Below are 22,836 nucleotides of genomic sequence, written 5' to 3'. Positions count from 1 at the left end.
AGGTCGACAGCGCCGGTGTCAGTCGACGGCGCTGCGGTGCGAAGTGATGACATCGACGATGAGATCGACGGTGTACTCGAACTCGCGTTCGCGGTCGAAGCGCGCCAAGTGGGGTGCGGCGAGGGCGACTTGTGGCAGTCCGGATGCTTCGAGCGCGTGCCGGCGTTCGGCGATTCCGTCGGCGTCATCGGTGCCGAATGTCGGTCCGGCGGAGACTTCGCGGAGCAGTGTTCCGACCAGGGTGGCCAGGACGGTGCGAAGTAGGTGGACAGCTTCTTCGGGGGTTCGCCCGGTTCGGCGGAGCACGGTGAGGACGGCTTCGATCGGGGCGAGTCCGGCGAGTGATGCGAGCTGACGCGTCAGGACCAGGGTCGCCGCTTCCGGGTGCGCGAGAGTGACACGGCGGAATTCGTATGCCAGCGCGCGCAGGTCGGCTTCGATCGAGTCCGTCGACTCGGGCATCCGGAGTTGTTCCAGGATGTATTCGGCCACCGTGTCGAGTAGGTCGTCTTTGCCGTCGACGTGGTGATACAGGCTCTTGGCGTCCACGCCCAATGTGCGGCTGACGGATCTCATGCTCACCGCGCCGATCCCCTCGGCGTCGATCACCGCGAGCGCGGCGTCTCGTATCGCCGCGCGCGAGAGCTGCGCCTGCGCTTTCGGTGGCCGTCCGCGGCGCGGCGGCTGGATCGATGCTGCATCGGTCGTGGCCTGCATGCCCTCACTCTTGCATATTTCCACGGCGTGGGTTTAATCTACGAATTATTCCCACGCCGTGGGATTAATGACTCGAGGTGGATATGCAACTGCCATGGCGACAAGGTGACGCAGTGGACCTGGCGGGTGTCGGCTCGCGTGTGGAGTGTCTGACCGACCTGTCGAAGATCGACGGTGGGCCGGGTGCGCGGCTGACCGCAGCGCGGAGTCAGGCCGAGGTCTTCCGCGATGAGTTCGCGAGCACGGGTGTGCCCGACAGCGTGGTGACGTGCGACCTCGTCACGCTGCCCTACCCCACGCGGTTCGGCCTGTTCCGCGCATCCCGTGCGCCGGCCCCGTTCCTCGCGATCACGAATCGGATGCTGGTGATCCGCTGGCACGAGAGCGACGGGACGCCGCGGGTGCTGCTGTTCGAGCCGAGTGATGTCGAACTCGGCCGTCACACACCGTATTTCGACAAGCTCGCCCGCCGCACCCCGGATATCGTTGCGCGGCGGATGGTGATCGAGCACGGCACCGTGACCGATCACCTGTCCGGGCTCGGCATCGACCCGGCCGAGGTCGACTACTTGATGTTCGACCACCTGCACACCCAGGACCTGCGTCGCTGGATCGGCACGACGGCGCATCAGGTCGACCTCCGGACGCAGCCGAAAGCGGTATTCCCCAACGCCAAGGTCATCGTGCAGCGGGACGAACTGGCCGCGATGGCAGACCTGCACCCGCTGCAAAAGCCTTGGTACCAGCCCGACACGTACCGCGACATTGCACCGGATGCCTTTCTGCCGATCGATGGCTCGGTGGTCCTCGGCCCGGGCGTCGCGGTCGTGAAGACGCCGGGTCATGTCTTCGGTAACCAGAGCCTGGTACTCAATACCTCGACCGGCATCTGGGTGAGCAGTGAGAACGTCATCGCCGCCGAATGCCTCACACCGGAGCACTCGCGGCTGGCCGGAGTGGCGCGCTGGGCAGGGGAGTGGGGGCAGGAGATCGTGCTCAATGCCAACACCATCGAAACCACGGCCGATCAATACAACTCGGTCGTGTTCGAGAAGACACTGGCCGATCGCAGCCAGCGCGACTCGCGTTTCCTCCAGTTCTTCCCATCCAGCGAGTTGACCGGTGCGTGGACGAACCCGGGAACAACGCCGACATTCACCCACGGCCGCATCACACATCACTGAACCGCAGGAGTTTTCATGACCGACCGCTTTGCCGTGCCATCCGTCGAGGTGCTGCGCGCCCGCGAGAAACTCGTCCTCGATCACTTCCACGACGAGGTGCGCCAGGACTGGGACGACGTGCTGGCCACGTTCCCGCATCCGCATTACGAGATCATTCCCACGCTCACCGTCCATGACGGTGATGCCGAGGTCCGCGACTACTACCACGACACCCGCGTCGCGTTTCCCGATCAGGACCACGAGATCATCGCGCTGCGGCACAGCGCCGACGCGGTCATTGTCGAATTCTGGCTACTCGGAACACATTTGGGGCCGCTGGGCGGCATTCCGGCCACCGGCTCCCGGCATCGCACCCGGATGACGGCGTACTTCGTATTCGACGACAACGAGAACCTGATCGTCGAGCGGATCTACTTCGACACGCTGTCGATGCTCAAACAGCTCGTCAGCGGCGTGAACCTGCGCGACCCGCGTAAGTGGCCGCTGGTCTTGCGCGCACTGCGCGGATTGCTCGCCATGTCGAGCAATCCGAATCGGCTGCTCGTCGACACCCCACCTGCCGACCTGTCGGCCTGATTCGAACGGATGAAAGGAATCTCGCGTATGCGAGCACTCATCGGCGGCGCCGGGTCGAACTGGCAACTCCGCGACATCGACGCACCCAGTCGGCTCGGTGCGATCCGCATCCAGGTCATGGCCGCCGGTCTCAACCGTGCCGACCTCTATGCCCTCGACGGCACCTACACCGCCAACTCCCAGCAGGCAGGTGAATACACCGCGGGCATGGAGGTCGCCGGGGTCGTGGAAATCTCCAGTCCGCTGGCACCGCATTTGTCGGCGGGTACGCGCGTCATGGGCATCACCATCGGTGCGTTCGCCGACTACGCGCTGTGCGATCCGCGGCTGGTTGTGCCGATCCCAGAGATACTGAGTTTCGAGGAAGCGGCAACTCTGCCGGTCGGGCTGATCACCGAATACGACGCGCTGGTCAGCCAAGCCGGCTTCATCGAAGGCAAGAGCGTCCTGATCGTCGGAGGCACCAGCTCGATCGGTCTGATCGGCATCCAGCTGGCCAAAGCTCTGGGGGCGAGCACCGTCATCGCCACCACCACAAGCGAGGACAAGCGGTCCGCCCTCACCGCTGCTGGCGCCGACGTCACCGTCAACACTTCCGCCGAGCACCTGAGCACCGCGGTATCGGCCGCGACGAACGGCGACGGCGTCGACATCACCCTCGATCATGTCGGCGGCGAATTGTTCGCGGACCTGCCCGCGGCCACCGCTGTCGGCGGCACGATCGTCAGCATCGGCCGACTCGCGGGTGCCGCGACCAGCCTCGATCTCGACACCATCGCCTTCCGCCGCCAGCGGCTGCTCGGGACCACCTTCAGCATCCGCACCCGATCCGAATTGGCCGAGGTCGTCGCCGCGCTGCAACCTCGGGCGCTGCCCGCTGTCGCGGACGGCAGGCTCACCCCGCGCCTCGATGCTGTCTACTCGCCCGATCAGGCGGACCGGGCGGCGCAGCGACTCCGCGAAAATGCCGCGGTCGGCAAGATCGTGTTGTCCTTCGCCGATGCGCACACCGGCCCAGTACCCGGACCCACGCCGAAGGCGAACATGTTCGGCACCATTCGGCAGCTCGGCTATGTCGTGCGTGACATCGAGGCATCAATGCAGGGATTCGTCGACTGCGGTATCGGCCCCTGGTTCTACCTCGAAGGCGTCCAGCCGGGGAACTTCACCTATCGAGGCCGGCCGTCGGCCATGGCGATGAATGTCGCGGTCGCCAACAGCGGCAATATCCAGATCGAACTCATCCAGCCGATCGACGACGAACCGTCGATGTACAAGGACTTCCTCGACGCGGGCAACGAAGGCCTGCAGCACGTCGCCTACTGGAGTGAGCACTACCAGGACCTCTACGACCGCGCGCTCGCCGCCGGGTTCACCGTAGGCCAGGAAGGCGAGATCGGCGGCCCGACAGGGCGTTTCGCCTATCTGCAGACAGAACACCACCCGGGTACCGTCGTCGAGATCTCGGATCTCGGCGGCACCAAGAAGTTCGTCTTCGACCTCGTCGAGCTGGCCGCGGCGAACTGGGACGGCACCAACCCGGTTCAGGTCATCGACCCCGCTCTGCTCAGTGGCGACCTTGCGGCCATGGAAGAGATGAAAGCGGCACTCGGATGAAAGTCCACCACCTCAACTGCGGCACGATGCGGCCACCCGCCACACCCGGCGGATTGGTCTGTCACGTCCTGCTTGTCGAGACCAATCATGGTCTGGTCCTGATCGATTCGGGCCTGGGCCTACGCGATGCCGTAGCACCCGGCAAGCGCTTCGGCCCCGCCCGCTTCTACGTCCGGCCCACCTTCGACCCGAGCGAAGCCGCGATCAACCAGATCCGGCAACTCGGATACGATCCGGCCGATGTCCGGCACATCGTGCTCACCCACTTCGATGCCGATCACACCGGTGGTCTCGCCGACTTCCCTTGGGCTCGAGTGCATCTCACGGGTGCCGAAGCCTTCGCCGCCCAGCATCCACGGACCTTGATCGAACGAGAGCGCTACCGTCCGGCGCAGCGCGCCCACCGCCCGGTGCTCGTCGAGCACGAGCCGTCGGCAGGCGAGTCGTGGCGCGGGTTTCCGGGAGCCGAGGAACTCACCGATATCGCGGCCGGGATCGTGCTGATCAACCTCCCCGGCCACAGCCGTGGTCACGCCGCCGTCGCAGTCGATGCCGGTGACCGTTGGATCCTGCATGTCGGGGATTCCTTCTATCACCACGGCCAACTCGACGGCACCGATACCGCACCCAAAGCGATCACCGCGATGGAACGCGTCATCGCCCACGATTGGAAGCAGGTCCAGGCCAATCACCAACGGCTGGCTCAGTTGTGGGCGACGGCCGAGCCGGACCTTCTTCTCGTCAACGCACACGACCCGCATCTGCTCGACCGTGCCACCGGGCGCGCGTGACACAGCTTGCTCGGCGTTATGCGTGGCGAGGTGGAGATCAACTATCGGGCTGTTCGACGAACTCCGGGAAGACCGTGAAATGGCGGACTGTACCTGATATCTCGGGAAGTTCGAGAGGTGTTGTCCACGTTCGGAAGTCGTCGTAGCAGTCGCTGTAGAAGTATTGGTGGTCGGTGTAGGCGTCGAAATAGATGCGCCAGCCGCCGTCGGGCAGCGCGATGACGCACTGTCCTTCGACGGGAGCGCCCCAACCGGCCCAATCGTCGGTCGCCACAAAGGTGTACGGGCCGAGCAGGTGGTCGGCGACCGCGAGTTCGATGTATTTGGTGGATTCGTTCTTGGTGAACGCGTAGTAGCGCCGATCGGCGCGGACCACGGTGGTGTCGATATAGCCGTAGGAGGTGTTGTCGGGCTGGGTCAGCCCGATCATCGGCCTCGGCACGCTCCATGAGCGCAATTTCGACTCGGCGGTGATCAGGTGCGGTGTGAACCGATAGCCGTCCGAGAGCGACACGATGACGTTGATGCTTCGGTCCGAGTCGATGAACCACTCCGGTGCCCAGGTCGATGTCACGCCCGGCAGCGGCACCGTGATGTCGTAGAGATGGCTCCAGTTCATCCGGTCCGCGCTGTAGGCGAAGCCGATGGTTCGCCCTTCCCAGGAGGTGGTGTAGGTGAGGTAGTAGTAGCCATCGATATTGCGAAAGACGCTGGGGTCGCGCAGCAGGCCCGTCGGCGGGCGGTAGGCGGGCCCGGACAGCTGCCGGAAGGTGATCGCATCGTCGGATTCGTAGACATACAAATCGGTTTCGCTGTCGTTGGTGAATGCGGTCATGGTGTACCGCGGCACCGAACGCGGTCGCTGCGTCGCTGCCGCGTGCCCGGCGGCGGGCAGCGCGGCAGTCAACGCCAGCAACGATCTTCGGCTGAGCACCATGCGCTGATTGTGCCGTGAAATTGTCTGAATATTTGCCGACACGCCGAGTGGTGTCGGTGGGGCTAAAGGTAAGGCCTGTCTGGCCTTTCGAGATCAATCCTTGCGCATCCAGGCGAGCATGATGCGCGCCTCGCGGAGTCGCCAGCCCGCCGACGTCCGCACTGCGGTGCCGGCCAGTCGCAGGCCGCCGGTTTGGTGGGGCGGTTGGCCGTCGCGGTAGTAATACACGAGCGAGTTCGCCGAGGCCGCAGCTTGGTCGCCGTCGAGCCGCACCAGCAGATCAGTGGTCGTGTGCTGAGTGAGTTCGCCCTCGACCTGAGACTGCCGCATGAACTCGGTGACCTTATCGATGCCGCGGACTTGGATTCGCGGCGAGTGGACCTCCACATCGTCAGTGAAGACGGTGTCGACATCCTCGTACCGCACCTCGTCGAGCAGGCGGGCGAATCGGGTGAACAGGTCGGCGATTTCGATACGGTCGGCGATCAGAGTATCTGTGGACATGACGTCCTCTTTCATTGGTAGCGCCAATATTGGTATAGCCAACTATACAAGGTTTCATTGGTTGCGCCAACGAAATGAAGGTGTCGTGGATCACCCCCGCGCACGCCCGGCCCTGCGATCAGCGGCACCGCCGGATGTGCTGAGCCACATCGTGTCTCGGCTGCGGCCGTTCGAGGAATGAGCCTCGAGCCTCAGGTACGGTGGGGGTTGTGCCGCATCGCGGGGACCCTGTCGACATGTCCGACTCGACGCGGCGATATCGCCACAGCAAGGTCTCCGCTGCGCTCACATCGCTGAGCGACCAAGGCCTGACCACCCTCCTGAATTCGGCCACCGCCCTGGGTGCGGGCGCGAATCTGCTCCATGATCGGCTTCGATCCGACTGCCCCATCGCCCATCCGATTGCACTGAGATCCGCGGTCCCTGCGCGCTGGAGCAGCCAGGCGTTCCTTCCGGCCCACGGTAGTCGGCAGTTCCGACTGGTTTTATGCCGCAATGGTTCTCGCGGTCCGTGGCCGGTGTCGGCCCGGATATCCGGGGATGGTCGGCGTCTCGCGCCCTCGAGTGAAGTGACGCACGTCACGTCATGTCGGTGTCATGTTTCGGCGGTCCGCGGTGTCTCGACGGTATGACTGAACACGACACACTCCACAAGGTCGTCGTCATCGGCGGCGGTTACGCCGGGACGCTCGCGGCCAACCATCTGCGGATGCGCACCGATGTCGATATCACGCTGGTCAATCCACGCTCGGAATTCGTCGACCGAGTCCGGCTGCACCAGTTCGTGGCCGGAACCGGTGACACGACGATCGACTACGGCACGCTCCTCGGCGACGGCATCCGGTTGGTTGTCGACAGCGCCACGCGGATCGACACCGCTGCCCGTATGGTGCGGCTGGCGTCGGGGCGCGTGCTGGACTATGACCACGTCATCTACGCGGTCGGCAGCACCGCGGCGATATCGTCGGTGTCCGGCGCGGCCGAGTTCGCTTTCCCCATCGCTGAATTCGAGTCCGCGCAGCGGGTGCGTGCCAGGCTGGACGAGTTGCCGTTCGCTGCTCCGGTCACCGTGGTCGGCGGCGGACCGACCGGCATCGAGACGGCCGCCGAACTGGCCGAACAGGGACGCACGGTCACGCTGGTGTGCGGCGGAACCCTGATGCCTTCGCTGAGCGCGCCGGGTCGCCGGTACGTCGCCAAGTGGCTGTCGCGGCACGGTGTCGCCGTGCTCGAGGCCGCCGTGGCGACCGAGGTCGGGCCGGATGCGGTCGTCTTCGCCGACGGTGCTGTGCGTCCGAGCGAACTCACCATCTGGACAACGGGTTTCGGCGTGCCGGAGTTGGCGGCCGAGAGCGGGCTGCGGACCGATGCGTTGGGTCGGCTGCTCACCGACGAGACCCTGACCAGTATCGACGACGACCGCATTGTGGCGACCGGCGACGCCGCCGCACCGTCGGGCCGGCCACTGCGGATGAGCTGCCAGGGCGCGGGACCGCTCGGCGCGCAGGCCGCCGATACCGTGCTGAGCCGCATCGCGGGGACCGAACCCGCGGTGCTCGACCTTGCCCTGACAGGGGCGTGCGTCAGCCTCGGCCGTCGCGTCGGCATCCGACAGCTCGCCCGCAAAGACGACATCGCCGTCAATCTCTACATCGGTGGCCGCATGGGCGCGAGAATCAAGGAGATGACCTGCAAGGTCGCGGTGTGGAAGATACGTCGTGAGGCCCGCAAGCCGGGTTCGCTGATCTGGCCCAAGGGCGGTCCGCGTCCCGCGCAGTCGGCCTCCGCTGCGCCAATGGTTACCTCTTGATGATGACCGACGAGCATGCCGAGCGGTTCACCGTGCTGCGGCCGCTGCTGTTCACGATCGTCTACGAAATCCTCGGCTCGGCAACCGAATCCGACGATGTGCTGCAGGACAGCTATCTGCGGTGGGCCGAGGTGAACCTCGCGACGGTGCGCGACACCAAGTCGTATCTGGCGCGGCTGGTGACTCGTCAGGCGCTCAACGCCGTGCGGGCCGGCGCGCGCCGCCGCGAGGACTACATCGGACCGTGGCTGCCCGAGCCGCTGCTGCTCGACGAGCACGACGCATCGGCTGACGTGGTGCTCGCCGAGTCGGTGTCGATGGCGATGCTCGTGCTGCTCGAAACACTCACGCCCGATGAGCGTGCGGTGTTCGTGCTGCGCGAGGTGTTCGGCTTCGACTACGACGACATCGCCGCAGCGGTAGGCAAATCCGTGATGACGGTGCGCCAGGTGGCGCACCGCGCCCGCTCACATGTGCAGGCGCGTCGCAAACGTTTCGAACCCGTCGACGCGGCGCAGATCGCGCAGATCACGCAGCAGTTCATGACAGCGGCGGCCACCGGTGACACGCAGCCGCTGCTCTCGCTGCTCGCACCGGACGCCATCTGGACCGCCGACAGCGGCGGCAAGGCCATCGCGGCGCGCAGGCCGGTGGTGGGTGCGGAGAAGGTGGCCGCGCGCCTTATGGATCTGTTCCATCGGGCGAGGAAGACGCCGAACCTGCGGATCGAGATGGTCAACTGCAACAACACGCCTGCGATGGCCGTCCACAGCGACGACCGCCTGGAAGGCGTCTTCCTGATGGAGATCATCGACGGCAAGATCACCAACTTCTACGCCATCCGCAATCCGGACAAACTCGCCACGGTGGTTCCACGTCAGATCAGCCGGTAGCCGACAACCCGTCTGCGCTCACCACAGTGCCGCGGCAATGGGTGGCAGGTCGATGGCGGTGCGGATGCCCGGTGCTGCGGCACAGAGGTGGGGGATGGTGTTGACGGCGCGGTTGGCCGCGTAGGTCGGCGATGCCGCATTCGCGTGGACCGACGCTTCCCCGGGCCGCAGGTCGACCTCGAGGGGCGTGTCACCCTCGACCGAGATATGCCATCCGGTCGGGCGCAGTGACCAGTCGGCGCTGATGTCGGCGCTGCAGTAGCGGGTCGAGCGGAACTGCAGCAGCGGTTGGCCGCGGCGTGTGCCTGAGACTGTGATCCGTTGTGCGACAACGGTTCCCTTGCGAAACACGGCGGCGCCGACCTGGACGTCCTGGTTCGCGGTGGCGAGTTCGCCGCGGACATCGATCGCGTCGAGTGGCGGCCCGAAAGCGTCGGCGGCCAAGCGCAGTGATGGGCCGATTGCGCGGCCGGCCTGGGTCAGGCGGTGCGGTTCGAATGTCGCTTGGCTTGTGCCGAAGCCCATGCCGAGCAGCGTCCACGGTGTTTCGGAGTCGGTGAGGTCGATGTATTCGTCGATTAGCATGCGGTGCAGGCGTCGTTGGATCGAGCCGAGGGCGATGGGCATTGTTTCGGTGATGAAGCCGGGACTGTGACCGGTGCTGTGGATCGAGGCTCCACCGGACCAGCACGCCGCCTCCACACGTGCGTACAGGGCATGATCCATGCTGGCCGGATGATGGAAGATGTCGTGGGTGGTCACGATATTCGTGCCGGTGGCCAGCAGTCGGCAGACGGTGTCGATGTCGAAGACGCGCGGCGTGTACACCACGCAATCGGCGCCCAACTCGATGATTTCGGCGATATCGCCGGTGGCGGTGATCCCGGTGTCTGTCGGCAGTTGGCACAGGCGGCCCGCATCGGTGCCGACTTTGTCCGGAGTGTGGGTATGGACCCCGACCAGCGTAAGGGTCGGATGTTCGATGAGGGCGCGCAGAGCTGGTCGGCCGACATTCCCGGTGGCCCACTGGACCACCCGGTACCGTCGCGCCATTTGCTCGATTGTGATGTGCGGCAAGGGATTCGTTTCGTCTCGGTGGCTGGAGGCCGGTGTCACGGTCGGATCCATCTTCTGTTGTCCTCAAATGCCTTGTAGCACTTCGTATTCGACAACCACCATCGAGATCATCGACGCCGGCGGAAGGATGCTGCCCATCGGCCGAGACTCCACCGATATCGCCGGCTGCTCCGAAACAGTCTCTGTGCTGCCGTCGGGTCGAGGTAGAGCCGAGTGAGTGTGGTGCTGCTGATGCGCCAGCGGTCACCGTCGAGTGTGTAGGTTTCGTAGTAGTGCCCGAATCCGCTGCCTCGGATGGTGTCGGGCCAGATCAGGAGATCCTGCAGCGCCCACACTCCGGTCGCGGTGGCAGGTGTGTGCACCTCGATTTCGGGCATGTGTCCCTGATGGACGGTCCGGACAGGACCGATGGTGGCCTGAAGATAGCCGATCAAGGCGTCCACGCCGGTCGTCCTGATTCCGGCCGAGGCTGTCATGTCGACCGCGATGTCGGGCATTACCTGTTGCTCGAGCAGCCACCAGTCCTTGGTATCGACCGCTCGGAGATACCGCGCCTTGAGCTGTTTGATCGCGTGGACAGCCGCTACTGCGGCGGCGGATTCGACACGATCCGCCGCCGCTATGTGAGCCGGAACGCGGGCTGTCGTCTCGGTCATGACGGTTAGGCGCGTGTATGTCATGACTGGTCCGCCTGCAGGCGAGTCGATTTGATGCCCGTGATCACCCATCGGCCGTTACGAATGCCGTAGGTGTCGTGATCGTGGCCGAACGAGAGCAAGCGTCTGCCGTCCGGCTTGACCAGCAGCACCTGCACCGCCCACGTCCCGGTGGCCGCACCCACGGCGGTGATCTCGATTTCGGGCATGTGCCCGTGATGGACCGTTACCGCGTCGCCGTAATCGGTTTGCAGCGCCGCCGCGTGGTTCGACGCTCCCCGGATACGGTCACCACCCACCGCCGTCGTATCCACATCGATATCGTCGGCGAGGACGGTGCCGAAGGCGGACCAGTCCTTGGTGTCGAGAGTGCGGAAATAACGCGCTTTGAGCGATTCGATCACGTTGATCGCCTGCAATGTCTGCGGATCCACCGCGGTTTCCACTCGCCTTCCTGGTTGTCGACTATCGCGACCCGCCGCGTCGTCATGAAGGGAATTCCAGAGGCAGGCCAACGCAGTGCATCGAATATTCGATATGATCTATCGAATAGATGACAAAACCTTAGGCTGGCGGTGAATACGCGTCAAGTCGGGACGGTCGGCCAGCACTACGGGGTCCTTGGTCGCTTCGCGAGTCACCGTCCTTGGCGGGAGCTGCCCGAATCGATCTGACAGGGGTGGGGGCGGATCGGCGCTTCGGGGGCCTGGCGCGTGTCCGCTGACCGGCGGCCGTCGGGGATGGTGTCGAGGCCGACTTCCTGGTCGAAGGCTTCGCTCGGGTTCACGCCGTCGCCGCCTGTGAGTGACGGGAACGGCGAGTCCTTGGGCTTGACGCGTTTTCACCGGCCAGCCTAAGGTCCTGTCAATTATTCGATGCTGCGTATCGGATAATCGATAATGATCGTTGCATGCTCTGCCGCGGGAACTTCTTCACGACGGTGCCGCAGTCGCGATCGTCGACAACAGGAAGAGTAGGAACCGCAGTGGATCCGGACACATTGCAGGCGATCAATGCGATCGAGTCGCTCAAAGCGCGTTATTGCCGCACTCTCGATACCAAGGACTGGGCGGCGTTCGGCTCCGTCCTCGCCGATGACATCGATGTGGATACGACGGCGGTGGGTGGTACCCGTGTCACGGGTGCGTCGAACTACGTGGCTGCGCTGCAACGCGATTACGGCGACGCGGTGACGGTCCATCACGGGCACATGCCCGAAATCGAGATCACCGCTGCGGGCGCGGCGACCGGAACATGGGCAGTGCAGGTGCTGCTGGTCAAGCCGGACGGCAAACGCTTCCTGGCATTCGGCCACCACAACGACACCTACGGCATTCGTAACGGCCGATGGGTGATCACGGGCATCAAATCGCTTCGCCTACAGGCGGACCAGTCATGACCCATACGCGGCGAACCTTCATGATCGGGACCGGGGCGGCCGCCTTCGGTCTGGCTGCAGCGGTGTCGGCACGTGTATCTGCGGACCCGGATGATGCGGCGCCGCCGGACCCTGCGGCTGCGGTAGCGGCCGTCTACGCGATCAAGCAGGTCAAGGCGCGCTATTTTCGGGCGGTGGATACCAAGGACTGGGATCTGCTGAAGCAGCAAGTAATGCCGGACGTCGTGATCGACACGACCGGCTCGGCCGGCATCGTCACGGTCGGCGCTGATGCCTTCATCTCCTATCTGAAGCTGACCATCGGTGCTGCCCGGACCGTCCATCACGGGCACATGCCCGAAATCGAGGTGCAGTCACCGAGTACCGCAACCGGGGTGTGGGCGCTGCAGGATCTGCTGATCTTTCCCGGCAACGTCCGAGTCATCGGATTCGGGCACTACCACGAAACCTATGCACTCGACGGTGACCGCTGGCGCATCAAAAGCTCCAAACTCACTCGGCTCTACCTCGACCCGCTCGCGGAGGCGAAACTGTTCGGCATGTGAGACCGCGTCGCCCGGTCAGGCCTCGGACCGGGCGACGCCGGTGATCGTCGTCGTTATCCGGATCAGGTGCTGGCCGATGGTCTCGGTCTGTTCCGGCGGGAGTTCGCCGAGAGGGTGGACCGAGAGCAGCAGCGCCGCGTGTCCTTGCGGGTCGAGTACCGGCGCGGTGATGGCGGATACCGGGTGGGGCTGGGCGGAGGTGACGTCCGGAAATCCGAGCGTGGTGAATTCCACGCGTAGCTGGTCGAGGGTTTCCTGGATGTTCGATGGGAGTGCGATCGTGCCGGTGTCGAGCGTGCCGATGAGGCTCGCGGCCTGTCCGATAGCGGGTGAGGTGTAGTCCACATCGAATCCGCGGCCGCGAATCCGGTTCAGCGCCTCGTTCAGGCGCTCGGCGATCGCCGTATTCGTCGACGCGGCCCGCTGGATCCAGGCGCGGCGTTCCTCGGCGATGTCCCAGGCCGCGAACACGGCGCCGAACGGCGGCGCGTAAGGGATGCGATCACCGGGCCATGGTCGCTCGCCGCCTTCGAACGCGGTGATCACCAACGAGTCGGCGACCTTCTCGGTTACCGATGCGGCATAACCGAATTCGGCCGTAAGTCCGACCGCGGCGGCCCGCGCGGCCTCGACGAACGGGCGCGTATTCACCGCCGCTGCCACGACGGCGAGCCCGGGTCCGAGCGCGTAGGCCTTCCCGGCCGGATCGCGGGTGACCCACCCGCGATCGCACAGGGTCTTCAAGATCGCATGCGTGGTGGCCAGGGTCATATCCAACTCGCGCGCGATGTCGCTGTAGCGGAGCCGCACGTTGCCGCGACGTGCCAGCAACTCCACGACATCTACGACACGCGCGGTCGGTGCAGATATGGCACCACGCATCTTGACTCCCTTCCCGCTCTGCCCTACGGTCGAACCATCGAATATCTGATAGAGATTATCGAATATTCGATAACAGTACCTGAGGGTGACTCGCGAAGCAAACCGAGGGAAACACATCATCCATGGCTACACCGGACATTCTCATCACCGTCCACGAACTGACGCAGGCAAAAGCGCGTTATTGCCTGGCCGTCGACACCCAGGACTGGGCAGCCCTCACCGACTTGATGACCCCGGACGTCGAACTGGACGTCAGCCACAGCAACACCGGCGTCCCCGTCATCACCGGGCGAGACAACGCCGTCGCGATGATCCGCACCGCGCTTACCGGCGCCCGCACCGCCCACCAGGTCCACACGCCGCTGATCGACGCCGACGGCGACGAGGCCCGCGTCGTCTGGGCCATGCAGGACCGTGTCGTGTGGGACGACGGGTCGGCACTGACCGGGTACGGGCACTACCACGAACGCTGGGTGCGTCGCCGCGGTGACTGGAAACTCGCCTCGCTCACCTTGACTCGGCTGATCACCGAAGAGTCCGGCACCACAGAGAGATAGAGGCAATTCATGATGGCACGGGCAAAGACGCCGGTGACTTCGGGCGAGATCGCCGAGCGGTCGGCGGTCCGTGAGATCGAGCTGTGGGCGCGCGGATATCTGCGCCGTCATCCCGGTGCGTCCCTGGAGACCGTCGGCGGGCAGGTCGTCCTGGCCGTGCGGGCGATCCAGTACCTGTTCGTCGACATCGTCACGGGCAAGTTCCCGTTCCGTGAATTCGTGTTCCAGGCGGTGTTCATGGCCAAGACCTCCTACGTGCCGACCATTGCCGTGGCGATCCCGATCAGCGCGACGATGTCGATCCTGTTCGGGCTGCTGGCCGGGCAGGTCGGGGCGACCTCGCTGGCTGGTGCCGCGGGGGGCCTGGCGGTGATCCGGCAGGCGGCGCCGATGGTTACAGCCATTCTGTTGGCCGCGGCCGTCGGATCCGCCATCTGCGCGGACCTCGGAGCGCGCACGATCCGCGAAGAGATCGACGCGATGGAGGTCATGGGCGTCTCGCCACTGCGGCTGCTGGTGGTGCCCCGCTTGGCCGCAGGCATCGTGGTTGCGCTCGGGCTGACGGTTCTGAGCTCCTTCGTCGGATTTCTGGCCGGATACCTATTCAACGTCTATGTCCAGGGCGGCACCTCGGGCAGCTATCTGGCTACGTTCTCCTCTTTCGCCAGGATCGGCGACCTCTATCTGGCGATGGTGAAGGCCGTGGTCTTCGCCGTCATCGTCACCGTTGTCGCCTGTGAAAAAGGCCTGAGCACCAAGGGTGGTCCAGGAGGCGTCGCGAACTCCGTCAACGCCGCCGTCGTCGCCTCCATCATCATGCTCATGCTGGTGAATGCGGGATTCACCGAGTTGTACACCATCCTCTTTCCTAGGACAACGCTCTGATGGCGTCGCGCTATTATCCGCCAGGAATCCGGCCGGTCGTAGTAGCCGGGACCACGATGGCGGTTCCGGTCATGCGGCTGGGGTACATGGTCACCTTCTTCGGCCGTGTGCTGGGCGGTATTCCGGTGGTGCTGCGGCACTATCGCACGGAGTTCCTGCGCATTCTGTCGAATGTGACGTGGGGAAACGGCTCCATCGTCGTGGGCGGCGGAACCGGGCAGGTCGTTCTCGTGCTCGGTGCCGCGGCGGGGGCGATCGTCGCCATCGAGGGCTTCAGCGCACTGAAACTGCTGGGCATGGCACCGGCTACCGGGATGATCGCTTCGACGGCGGTAACCCGCGAACTGGCGCCCATCATGTCCTCGATCGCCTTCGCCGCGCAGGCGGGCTGCCGCTTCACCGCGCAGCTGGGATCCATGCGCATCGCGGAGGAGGTCGACGCTCTCGACTCGATAGCGATCCGCCCGATACCGTATCTGGTCACCACGAGGATGCTGGCCTCGATAGTGGCGATGATTCCGCTGTACCTGGCCTGCCTCGCGTCCAGCTACCTGGCCGTCGAAATCGTTGTCGGTCTGTCCGGCGGCCAGTCACCGGGTACCTACGAACACTATTTCCGCCTGGTGCTCAGCGGCACCGACATTATCTATTCGCTGTCGAAGGCTGTCGTCTTCGTCATCATTACCACGACGATCCAGTGCTATTTCGGTTTCTACGCCTCGGGCGGCCCGCAAGGGGTCGGCGTGGCGGCCGGGCGTGCGATGCGCGCGAGCATCACCGCGATGATCTTCGTGAATCTGCTGATGACGATGACGCTGTGGGGCTTCGACGCCGGCGCGAGAATCAGTGGGTAAAAGATGTCGATTGCGTTCGAATCCGACGGCAAGGTCCTGCCCGACTGGCAGCTGCTTCTGCGCGGGATTGCCTTGCTCCTGGTCGTCGCCACGGCCGCGGTCCTGATGATCGCCAGATCGCAAGGCGTATTCCGGCAGACCGTTCGCGTCACAGCGGTGTTGGTCAATGTGGGTGACGGCCTGCCGGTGAAATCGGATGTGAAATATCAGGGCATTCTGGTCGGTCAGGTCGACAGTGTGACGCCGTCCAGCGACGGCGGCCCGAATTACGTGCAGATCGATCTGAAACCCGAATATGTGCGGGGGATTCCGGCGACGGTGACCGCACGTGTGGTGCCGAGCAACGTATTCGCGGTGCCGTCGGTCCAGCTGGTCTACCAGGGCGGCGGTGCACCGCTCGCCGCGGGCGCGCACATTCCCGAAGACCAGAGCCTGGATACGGTCCGGCTGCAGACATCCTTGACTGCGCTGAGCCGAATCGTCGCCGCCGCAGGGCGTTCGGAATCGGATCCGGCGCTCGGGCTCCTGGCCGTCGTCGAACGCGCCACCAGCGGCCGCGGCGCCGAGGCCATTCGGGCCGGTGCCGAACTGACCCGTATCGCGGAGGCGTTCAATGCGGCGATGGCTCCCGACGGGACCGCTTCGACACTCGGTGCACTATCGGATGCTCTTGCCGGACTTCGCAACTCGGCGCCCGACCTGATGAGCGCGGTGCACAACGCGGTGGGGCCGATGCGTGCGGTGGCAGAGCACCGAGACCAGCTGGCGACCTTGCTGACGGGTGGTCTGTCCACCTCCGAAACGATCGGCTCGGCATTGGAGAACAACACGGCGACGATCACCGACATGACCGCGAAGCTGTCCCCGGTGGTCGGCACTATCGCCGTGGGGAGTCGCAATTTCGTCCAGATGACCACTTCGCAGACCCGGCTGGCCCGGACGTTTCTCGGGCTGTGGGACACCGCGGATCAGAACGTCACTGCCAAGGTCATCGTCGAGCTGACGCCGCATCGGCAGTACACACGCGCCGATTGCCCGCGCTACGGCGATCTCGAGGGGCCGAGTTGCCGCACGGCCCCGGTCGGGGGGCCCACCATCATCGGCCCGAATGCGGCTGCAGCACCGGCGAATTATTCGTCTCCGATCGGGGGAAATGTGGGTCCGATCGGTAGCAGTCAAGAGCAGCAGCAGATCGCATCGATTCTCGGCGGCGGGCCCAATACCGCGGCCGACATCCTGTTCGGCCCCTTACTCAGGGGCAACGACGTGAAGTTCACCCCGGCACCGGATGCCCCGACAGGAGAGCCGCGATGAGCTACCGCAAACCGTTGCTCGGCCTGATCTTGTTCCTGGTGGTCTCGGTCGGGCTGACCTGGATGATGTATGTCACGCTGTCACGTGACGTCAGCGGGCAGACCGACACGTACTCCGCGATCTTCACCGACGTATCGGGATTGCATGCGCGCGACGACGTGCGCATGGCCGGGGTGCGAGTCGGCCGAGTAAAAGCCGTCGAACTCGAGGGCACCCGCGCGAAGGTGACCTTCGAGGTCCAGCGGGGCCAGGTGTTGTACGGCAACACGGCAGCGTCGGTCACCTATCAGAATCTCATCGGGCAGCGCTATATCGGACTGTCGCTGCGGGAATTCGGTGATCCGAAGGTGTTACCGACAGGCGGGCAGATCCCGGTCGAGCACACCGAGCCGTCGTTCGATATTTCGAAGCTGCTCAACGGATTCGAGCCACTGTTCAGCGTGCTCGATCCGCAACAGGTCGACAACATCAGTGCCGCGGTGGTGCGGGCACTGCAAGGTGACGATGGTGCGATCACCACCTTGATCGCCGAAACCGCCTCGCTCGCACAGGCATTCGCGGGGCCGGACCAGATGCTGGGTCAGGTGATCGACAATCTCGGTGCGGTACTGGGTGATATGTCCAAGCAGAGCGGCAACCTGAAGACGGTGCTGCAGCAGACGCGCAGGATCTTCGACGCGCTGGCGCAGCAGCGTGATGTCCTGTTCGAGCAGGTCGATTCGATCTCCGGAGTGCTGGGCCGCGCCGCGGAAGTAGTGCGCGGTGCCAGTCCCTCGATCAATGCGTTCGTCGATCGGCAACCGGGATTCGCCCAGCACTTCATGGACAACAAGCAGAAGTTCGCCGAGCTGGGTTTCAATTTGCCGTTCCTGCTGAAGGGAATGGCCCGCGTTACCGACAACGGCGCCTATGTGGACGCCTACCCCTGCGATGTGCAGGTGAGCATGCTGCCCGGATTCGATCCGCTGCTCGCGGCGATTCTTGGGGCGAGCAACCCCGGCGGCAAGGTCGAGAACTCGGCGATCTGCAGGTGAGGCAGCGATGATACGACGACTGAAAACTGTGTGGCAGCGGATGCGCGGCCGCCCGCTCGAGGACCGCAGCAAACTGGGAATCGGCTTGGTCGCGGTCACCGTGGTCGCGGTGGTGGTCGGGGTGACGGTATTCGTGAATTCACTGCACCTCGGTGAGCAGACTTACCGGGCCGATTTCGCGCAGGCCGCAGGTCTGGGCTCCGGCGATGCGGTCACCCTCGCCGGTATCCAGGTCGGCACCGTGACCGGGACGCGGCTGGCCGGGGACCACGTGGTGGTGACCATGAAGCTGCGGCGCGACCTACCGCTTGGATCCGATACCGGGGCCGCCATCAAACTGACGACGCTGCTGGGGTCGCGCTATGTCGAACTCCGTCCCGCCGGGGCGGGGCACCTGCGCGGCAATTCGATCGCGCTGTCTCGCACCGAGGTGCCCTACGACCTGCAAACCGCGCTGCAGAATGCCACTACGACCTTCAGCAGCATCGATGCCGATCGAGTCGCGCAGACGATGAACGCCTTGTCCGAGCAACTGCGCGGTACACCTGCGTTGATGCCCGAAATCCTCGGCAACATCAGGTCGCTGTCCTCGGTGATCGCCGATCGGCGCACCCAGATCGGTTCGCTGCTCAACGGTACCGATGAGGTGCTCGAGGTGCTGCACGAGCAGCAGGCGGAACTGGCGGCCATGGTCGGTCAGGGCCGAAATGTATTGGAGCAAATTATTTCTCGGCGGCAGGCCATCGAAGCACTGCTGAACGCCGCTACCACTCTGGTCCAACAGCTGAAGCCCATCGCGGTGGACGACGGGCCGGAAATCCAGCAACTGATCACCGATCTGACGCAGATGACGGCAATGATCGCCGGGCACGACGACCTGTTGCGCAACATCCTGCAGATCCTGCCGGTGCCGTGGCGGTTGTTCGCGAACGCATCGGGGTCCGGCCAGGAACTGGCGGCCAATGCGCCCGACGGCGCCTTCATCGACTCCTTCATGTGCGCACTGAGCGGATACGCGAAACAAGTGAACCAGCAACCGTACTTCCAGGACTGCAAATGAATAGCGTGATCCGAGGAGTGAAGCTGGCGACCGTCGCCCTCATCGGCGCCGTGGTCGCCGGATGTTCCAGCGGCCCGTTCGGCGGGCTGACCGATACCTCCATGACGATTACCGCGCAGTTCGCGAATGCGAATGGCTTGTACACCGGCAACGCCGTCTCGGTGCTCGGTATGCGGGTCGGCAAAGTCGTCGACATCCAGGCGCGAGCGACGCACGTCGACGTCACCATGGATATCGACAAATGGGTCAAGATTCCGGCCGATGCCCAGGCGGTTGTCGTGTCGGACTCCGTGCTGACCGACCGGCACATAGAACTCACTCCGGTATATCGCGACGGTCCGGCGCTGGCCGACCACACTGTCCTGACCACCGATCGAACCAGGACCCCGGTGGAATTCGACAGCCTGCTCGCGATGGCCGACAAACTGTCCACCTCGCTGGGTGGGGACGGCAAAGGCCAGGGACCGGTCGGTGGTCTGCTCGACGTCGGCTCGCAGATCGTGGCCGACAACGGGAACAATCTGCGCGATGCGATGAGCGAACTGTCGCGCGCAATGCAACTCGGCCCGGACAACGGGGCCGCGACCCGTGCCGCGGTTACCTCGGTCGTACAGAATCTCGATGCCTTGACCGCGGCCGCGGCCCGCAATGATCAGGCATTGCGCGAATTCGGTTCCGGTGTGCGGACGCTCAGCGATATTCTCGCCGACCAGCACCTGGGAGCCGGGGACACCGGGGCGAAACTGAATCAGATCATCATCGCGATGACCGATCTGCTGCAGCGTAATCAAGGAAATCTGCGGGCGCTGGCTTCGAATTCGAACACGATCACCAAATCCATGGCCGACTACAACGACAATCTAGCGGAATTTCTCGACGTCTTTCCGCTGGTGACCGACAACGCCTACAACGCGATCGACCAGAATATCGGCGCACTGCGCGCCACGGTCGATTTGAACAGGTTCTTCCTCGACGGCCAGATGCTGAAGACGGTTTGCAACCTGTTGGGGCTTAAGGAGCTCGGCTGTGCGACCGGAACCGCGCGTGATATGGGTCCCGACTTCGGTATCGGCCAGATGCTCGCGGTCATGGCCGGCGCACCGCCGAAATAGCAGAGATGACTCGATTATGACGAAATTCGGTTCGCGACAACGCCTTCTCCGCATGACCGCGGTGGTGGCGGTGTCAGCCGCTGCCTGCTCGGCCACCGCGTGTTCGGTGACCCTGGACAAGCTCCCATTACCGGCGCCGGGCATCGGCGGCGACAGCTATTCCTTGACGGCCACCTTCGCCAACGCGCTCAACCTGCCGGCCAAAGCGAAGGTCCGGCTCAACGGCGCCGATATCGGTGAAGTCCAGTCGATGCAGGCCGAAAATTACACGGCCGTGGTCGTGATGCGGATCAAATCCGGTGTGCGGTTGCCCGGGGGAACCACCGCCGAATTGCGTTCGGCCACACCGATGGGTGACGTGTTCGTCGCACTTACGCCGCCCGCCGAGCCGGATCCTGCGGCTCCCGATCTGGGCGACGGCGCGCGAATTCCGCTGAAGTCGACGTCGGCTGCGGCGACCATCGAGGAAGTGCTCACCAGAGCGGCCTTGTTCGTCAACGGTGGTGCCATCGAGAACTTCACCAGCCTGGCCAACAGCCTCGGCGCGGCCGTCGGCGGTCGCGGTGACCGCCTGGCCGAGATGATCGAGCAGACCAGGCAATTGGTGAAAAACCTCTCGACCCGGTCCGACCGGATCCGCGAAATCCTGGCGGCGACCGGCGATCTGAGCGCGACGATCGCGACGCAGCGGGCCGACGTCAGCGACGTCCTCGCCGCGGCCGGACCGGCTCTGCAGGTCATCGGCGATAACACCCGCGGCATCATCGATCTGGTCGGGCAGGTGAACCGGATCACCCAGCAGATTGCCCGGTACCCCTCGGTGAACGGCACGAACGACCGCAGCTTGATGGAATCGGTCAATTTGCTGGCCGACGGCATGAACACCGCAGCGAACAATCCTGACGCAAACCTCGACGCACTTATCGGGCTTATCCCGCTGATCATGAAAGTGACGAGTGCGTCGTCGGCGCACGTGAATGTCGATGTCGCCCGGCTCGCGATCGGTGCGTTGCCGGATCCGAATACTCCGACCGATTCCGGCGCCAGAATGCCGGACGCGACCGATTGGGTGAACTTCATCGGGTCGCTGGAATACACCCTCAACCGCTTGCGAGAAAAAGTCGAGCCAGGCCGATGAAAACAGCCGTAATTTTGGAACCACCCGCGCGGGCGCTGGTGTACACGGTGCGGCAAATGTCGCGCCACCGCCTGCTGACCTCGTGCATCGGCCTACTGCTCGTTCTGGTCCTCGGGCTCGGGTACCTGCTGTTGGGCTCCCTGCAACTCGATCCGTTCCGGTCGCAGTACCAGGTGCGGGTCGAACTGGCCCAATCCGGCGGCCTGCTGCCCGGTCAGGACGTCACGCTGCGCGGCGTCCGGGTTGGCCGCGTGCGGTCGGTGGGCGTTGACGGCGAGAAGGTCGTCGCCGTTGCCGACATCCGCTCCCGTGTGCGGATCCCGCGTACCGGCGAGGTTCGGGTTGCCTCGTTGTCGGCGGCTGGCGAACAATATCTGGACTTCCTGCCCGCATCCGAGAACGGGCCGTATCTGGCCGACGGCGACGTCGTCGCCAAAGAGCGGACATCCACACCGGTCACGTTGGCCACCATGCTCGCCAGCATGAGCGGCACGCTGGCGCAGCTGGATCCGGCCCAGATCGAGGCGATAGTGCGCGAACTCGGCGCGAGTTCGGCAGCACCCGAGAAACTGGCCGCCATCGTCGACGGCGGTATGTTGCTGCTCTCTACCCTGGATTCGGTTCTGCCGCAGACGGTTTCGCTACTGCATAACAGTAAGTCAGTGCTCTTCACGCTGCGCGACGCCGCTCCGGGGCTGCAGGCGACCGCCGCCAACCTGGCACAGACGATGGCCGGAGTCGGCTCGATGACCGGCGGTTACCAGACCCTGGTCGACAACACACCGGCCGCGCTTACCGCCGTGGACAAGATCATCGCCGACAACTCGCCGACCATGGTGCAGCTGCTGGGCAACCTGGCCACCACCTCACAGATGGCCTACGTACACGTGCCGGCGCTGCAAGAATTCTTCTTCCCACAGCAGCGCACCGGCTCGACGCTCGATGCCATCATCTCGGCCCTGCACGACGGAGGGGTGTGGGCCATTGCGAGTGTCTACCCGAAGTACGCGTGCGACTACGACCTGCCGCGCCTCCCAGGCACCATTCCGGATTCCCCGGAACCCTACCTGCACGCCCGGTGTACGAATACCGACCCGTCGCTGATGCCACGTGGCGCGGCGAACGCGCCCCGGCCGCCCGGCGACAACACGGCGACCATCCCACCCGGCGTGGATCCGCAGCAGCGCGCGGACCCGACACCGACCGGGCCGTACTCCGTACCACCGACCTACGGCGGCCCATTCGTGCAAGGGGGATAGCGCATCGGGGGAACGACGATTGTGAACAGGAGACA

Annotated in this window: 24 protein-coding genes; 17 read left to right on the top strand and 7 right to left on the bottom strand. The window is 64.6% G+C overall.

What is annotated here, in order from left to right:
• Positions 1-18: 18 nt before the first annotated feature.
• Positions 19-717 carry a TetR/AcrR family transcriptional regulator gene (locus ON44_RS45155; RefSeq protein WP_051183415.1) on the bottom strand — a complete coding sequence of 233 codons (699 nt, stop codon included), beginning with the start codon at positions 715-717 and terminating at the stop codon, positions 19-21.
• A 113-nt stretch (positions 718-830) separates the two neighbouring features.
• Between ON44_RS45155 and ON44_RS45150 the strand changes: the two genes are divergently transcribed.
• Genes ON44_RS45150 through ON44_RS45130 form a run of 4 tightly spaced genes read left to right on the top strand, consistent with a single transcriptional unit; the run spans position 831 to position 4,885 of the window.
• Complete coding sequence (locus ON44_RS45150) at positions 831-1,901, top strand: MBL fold metallo-hydrolase (RefSeq protein ID WP_245567573.1); 1,071 nt, start codon at positions 831-833, stop codon at positions 1,899-1,901.
• Between the two features lie 15 nt (positions 1,902-1,916).
• Positions 1,917-2,477 carry an ester cyclase gene (locus ON44_RS45145; RefSeq protein ID WP_040701583.1) on the top strand — a complete coding sequence of 187 codons (561 nt, stop codon included), beginning with the start codon at positions 1,917-1,919 and terminating at the stop codon, positions 2,475-2,477.
• Between the two features lie 27 nt (positions 2,478-2,504).
• Positions 2,505-4,094: a zinc-binding dehydrogenase gene (locus ON44_RS47895; RefSeq protein WP_063721737.1), complete on the top strand. Its 1,590-nt coding sequence runs from the start codon at positions 2,505-2,507 to the stop codon at positions 4,092-4,094.
• Positions 4,091-4,885, top strand: coding sequence for an MBL fold metallo-hydrolase (locus ON44_RS45130; protein ID WP_040701580.1), 795 nt, complete (start codon positions 4,091-4,093; stop codon positions 4,883-4,885). Before ON44_RS47895 ends, ON44_RS45130 begins: the two co-directional genes overlap by 4 nt.
• A 37-nt stretch (positions 4,886-4,922) precedes the next feature.
• On the opposite strand, the gene ON44_RS45125 is transcribed toward ON44_RS45130, so the two are convergent.
• Positions 4,923-5,822 (bottom strand): glycoside hydrolase family 43 protein, encoded by a 900-nt coding sequence (locus ON44_RS45125; RefSeq protein ID WP_040701578.1) that lies wholly within the window; start codon positions 5,820-5,822, stop codon positions 4,923-4,925.
• Between the two features lie 93 nt (positions 5,823-5,915).
• Positions 5,916-6,326: a nuclear transport factor 2 family protein gene (locus ON44_RS45120; RefSeq protein WP_040701622.1), complete on the bottom strand. Its 411-nt coding sequence runs from the start codon at positions 6,324-6,326 to the stop codon at positions 5,916-5,918.
• A 628-nt stretch (positions 6,327-6,954) separates the two neighbouring features.
• On the opposite strand from ON44_RS45120, the gene ON44_RS45115 reads away from it, so the two are divergent.
• Both ON44_RS45115 and sigJ read left to right on the top strand, forming a co-directional pair.
• Positions 6,955-8,136 carry an NAD(P)/FAD-dependent oxidoreductase gene (locus tag ON44_RS45115; RefSeq protein ID WP_040701576.1) on the top strand — a complete coding sequence of 394 codons (1,182 nt, stop codon included), beginning with the start codon at positions 6,955-6,957 and terminating at the stop codon, positions 8,134-8,136.
• Positions 8,136-9,029, top strand: coding sequence for an RNA polymerase sigma factor SigJ (gene sigJ, locus ON44_RS45110; protein WP_040701574.1), 894 nt, complete (start codon positions 8,136-8,138; stop codon positions 9,027-9,029). The genes ON44_RS45115 and sigJ overlap by 1 nt, the downstream gene beginning before the upstream one ends.
• A gap of 18 nt (positions 9,030-9,047) precedes the next feature.
• On the opposite strand, the gene ON44_RS45105 is transcribed toward sigJ, so the two are convergent.
• The 3 genes from ON44_RS45105 to ON44_RS45095 form a co-directional block, all read right to left on the bottom strand.
• Positions 9,048-10,082, bottom strand: a complete 1,035-nt coding sequence (locus tag ON44_RS45105) for an NAD(P)H-dependent amine dehydrogenase family protein (protein WP_040701621.1) — start codon at positions 10,080-10,082, stop codon at positions 9,048-9,050.
• Positions 10,083-10,213: 131 nt separating this feature from the next.
• Positions 10,214-10,786 carry a nuclear transport factor 2 family protein gene (locus ON44_RS45100; protein ID WP_051183406.1) on the bottom strand — a complete coding sequence of 191 codons (573 nt, stop codon included), beginning with the start codon at positions 10,784-10,786 and terminating at the stop codon, positions 10,214-10,216.
• Complete coding sequence (locus ON44_RS45095) at positions 10,783-11,208, bottom strand: nuclear transport factor 2 family protein (protein ID WP_051183405.1); 426 nt, start codon at positions 11,206-11,208, stop codon at positions 10,783-10,785. Before ON44_RS45095 ends, ON44_RS45100 begins: the two co-directional genes overlap by 4 nt.
• Positions 11,209-11,747: 539 nt before the next feature.
• On the opposite strand from ON44_RS45095, the gene ON44_RS45090 reads away from it, so the two are divergent.
• Positions 11,748-12,161, top strand: coding sequence for a nuclear transport factor 2 family protein (locus tag ON44_RS45090; RefSeq protein WP_040701572.1), 414 nt, complete (start codon positions 11,748-11,750; stop codon positions 12,159-12,161).
• Positions 12,158-12,706, top strand: a complete 549-nt coding sequence (locus ON44_RS45085) for a nuclear transport factor 2 family protein (RefSeq protein WP_218007783.1) — start codon at positions 12,158-12,160, stop codon at positions 12,704-12,706. The genes ON44_RS45090 and ON44_RS45085 overlap by 4 nt, the downstream gene beginning before the upstream one ends.
• A gap of 15 nt (positions 12,707-12,721) precedes the next feature.
• Here ON44_RS45085 and ON44_RS45080 read toward each other — a convergent pair whose 3' ends face one another.
• On the bottom strand, positions 12,722-13,588 hold the full coding sequence (locus ON44_RS45080; protein WP_040701570.1) for a helix-turn-helix domain-containing protein: 867 nt from the start codon (positions 13,586-13,588) through the stop codon (positions 12,722-12,724).
• Positions 13,589-13,710: 122 nt separating this feature from the next.
• On the opposite strand from ON44_RS45080, the gene ON44_RS45075 reads away from it, so the two are divergent.
• Genes ON44_RS45075 through ON44_RS45035 form a run of 9 tightly spaced genes read left to right on the top strand, consistent with a single transcriptional unit; the run spans position 13,711 to position 22,801 of the window.
• Positions 13,711-14,145, top strand: coding sequence for a nuclear transport factor 2 family protein (locus ON44_RS45075; RefSeq protein WP_040701568.1), 435 nt, complete (start codon positions 13,711-13,713; stop codon positions 14,143-14,145).
• Between the two features lie 9 nt (positions 14,146-14,154).
• On the top strand, positions 14,155-15,030 hold the full coding sequence (locus tag ON44_RS45070; protein WP_373283308.1) for an MlaE family ABC transporter permease: 876 nt from the start codon (positions 14,155-14,157) through the stop codon (positions 15,028-15,030).
• The gene (locus ON44_RS45065) at positions 15,030-15,884 is read left to right on the top strand and encodes an ABC transporter permease (protein ID WP_040701565.1); all 855 of its coding nucleotides are present in this window, start codon (positions 15,030-15,032) and stop codon (positions 15,882-15,884) included. The genes ON44_RS45070 and ON44_RS45065 overlap by 1 nt, the downstream gene beginning before the upstream one ends.
• Positions 15,885-15,887: 3 nt before the next feature.
• Positions 15,888-17,198 carry an MlaD family protein gene (locus tag ON44_RS45060; RefSeq protein ID WP_040701563.1) on the top strand — a complete coding sequence of 437 codons (1,311 nt, stop codon included), beginning with the start codon at positions 15,888-15,890 and terminating at the stop codon, positions 17,196-17,198.
• Positions 17,195-18,232 (top strand): MCE family protein, encoded by a 1,038-nt coding sequence (locus ON44_RS45055; RefSeq protein WP_040701561.1) that lies wholly within the window; start codon positions 17,195-17,197, stop codon positions 18,230-18,232. The genes ON44_RS45060 and ON44_RS45055 overlap by 4 nt, the downstream gene beginning before the upstream one ends.
• A 7-nt stretch (positions 18,233-18,239) precedes the next feature.
• Positions 18,240-19,292: an MCE family protein gene (locus ON44_RS45050; RefSeq protein WP_040701559.1), complete on the top strand. Its 1,053-nt coding sequence runs from the start codon at positions 18,240-18,242 to the stop codon at positions 19,290-19,292.
• A complete protein-coding gene (locus ON44_RS45045; RefSeq protein ID WP_085998746.1) occupies positions 19,289-20,404 on the top strand; it encodes an MCE family protein in 1,116 nt (371 codons plus the stop codon). The genes ON44_RS45050 and ON44_RS45045 overlap by 4 nt, the downstream gene beginning before the upstream one ends.
• Before the next feature lie 52 nt (positions 20,405-20,456).
• On the top strand, positions 20,457-21,542 hold the full coding sequence (locus ON44_RS45040) for an MlaD family protein (RefSeq protein WP_051183412.1): 1,086 nt from the start codon (positions 20,457-20,459) through the stop codon (positions 21,540-21,542).
• Positions 21,539-22,801: an MlaD family protein gene (locus ON44_RS45035; protein WP_040701556.1), complete on the top strand. Its 1,263-nt coding sequence runs from the start codon at positions 21,539-21,541 to the stop codon at positions 22,799-22,801. Before ON44_RS45040 ends, ON44_RS45035 begins: the two co-directional genes overlap by 4 nt.
• The last annotated feature ends 35 nt before the right edge of the window (positions 22,802-22,836 follow it).

Origin of the sequence: Nocardia vinacea NBRC 16497, from assembly GCF_000308835.1 — a bacterium.
GTDB classification, from domain to species: Bacteria; Actinomycetota; Actinomycetes; order Mycobacteriales; family Mycobacteriaceae; genus Nocardia; species Nocardia vinacea.
Note: the sequence above shows the minus strand (reverse complement) of the source record. Positions and strands in the feature narration are given on the sequence as shown.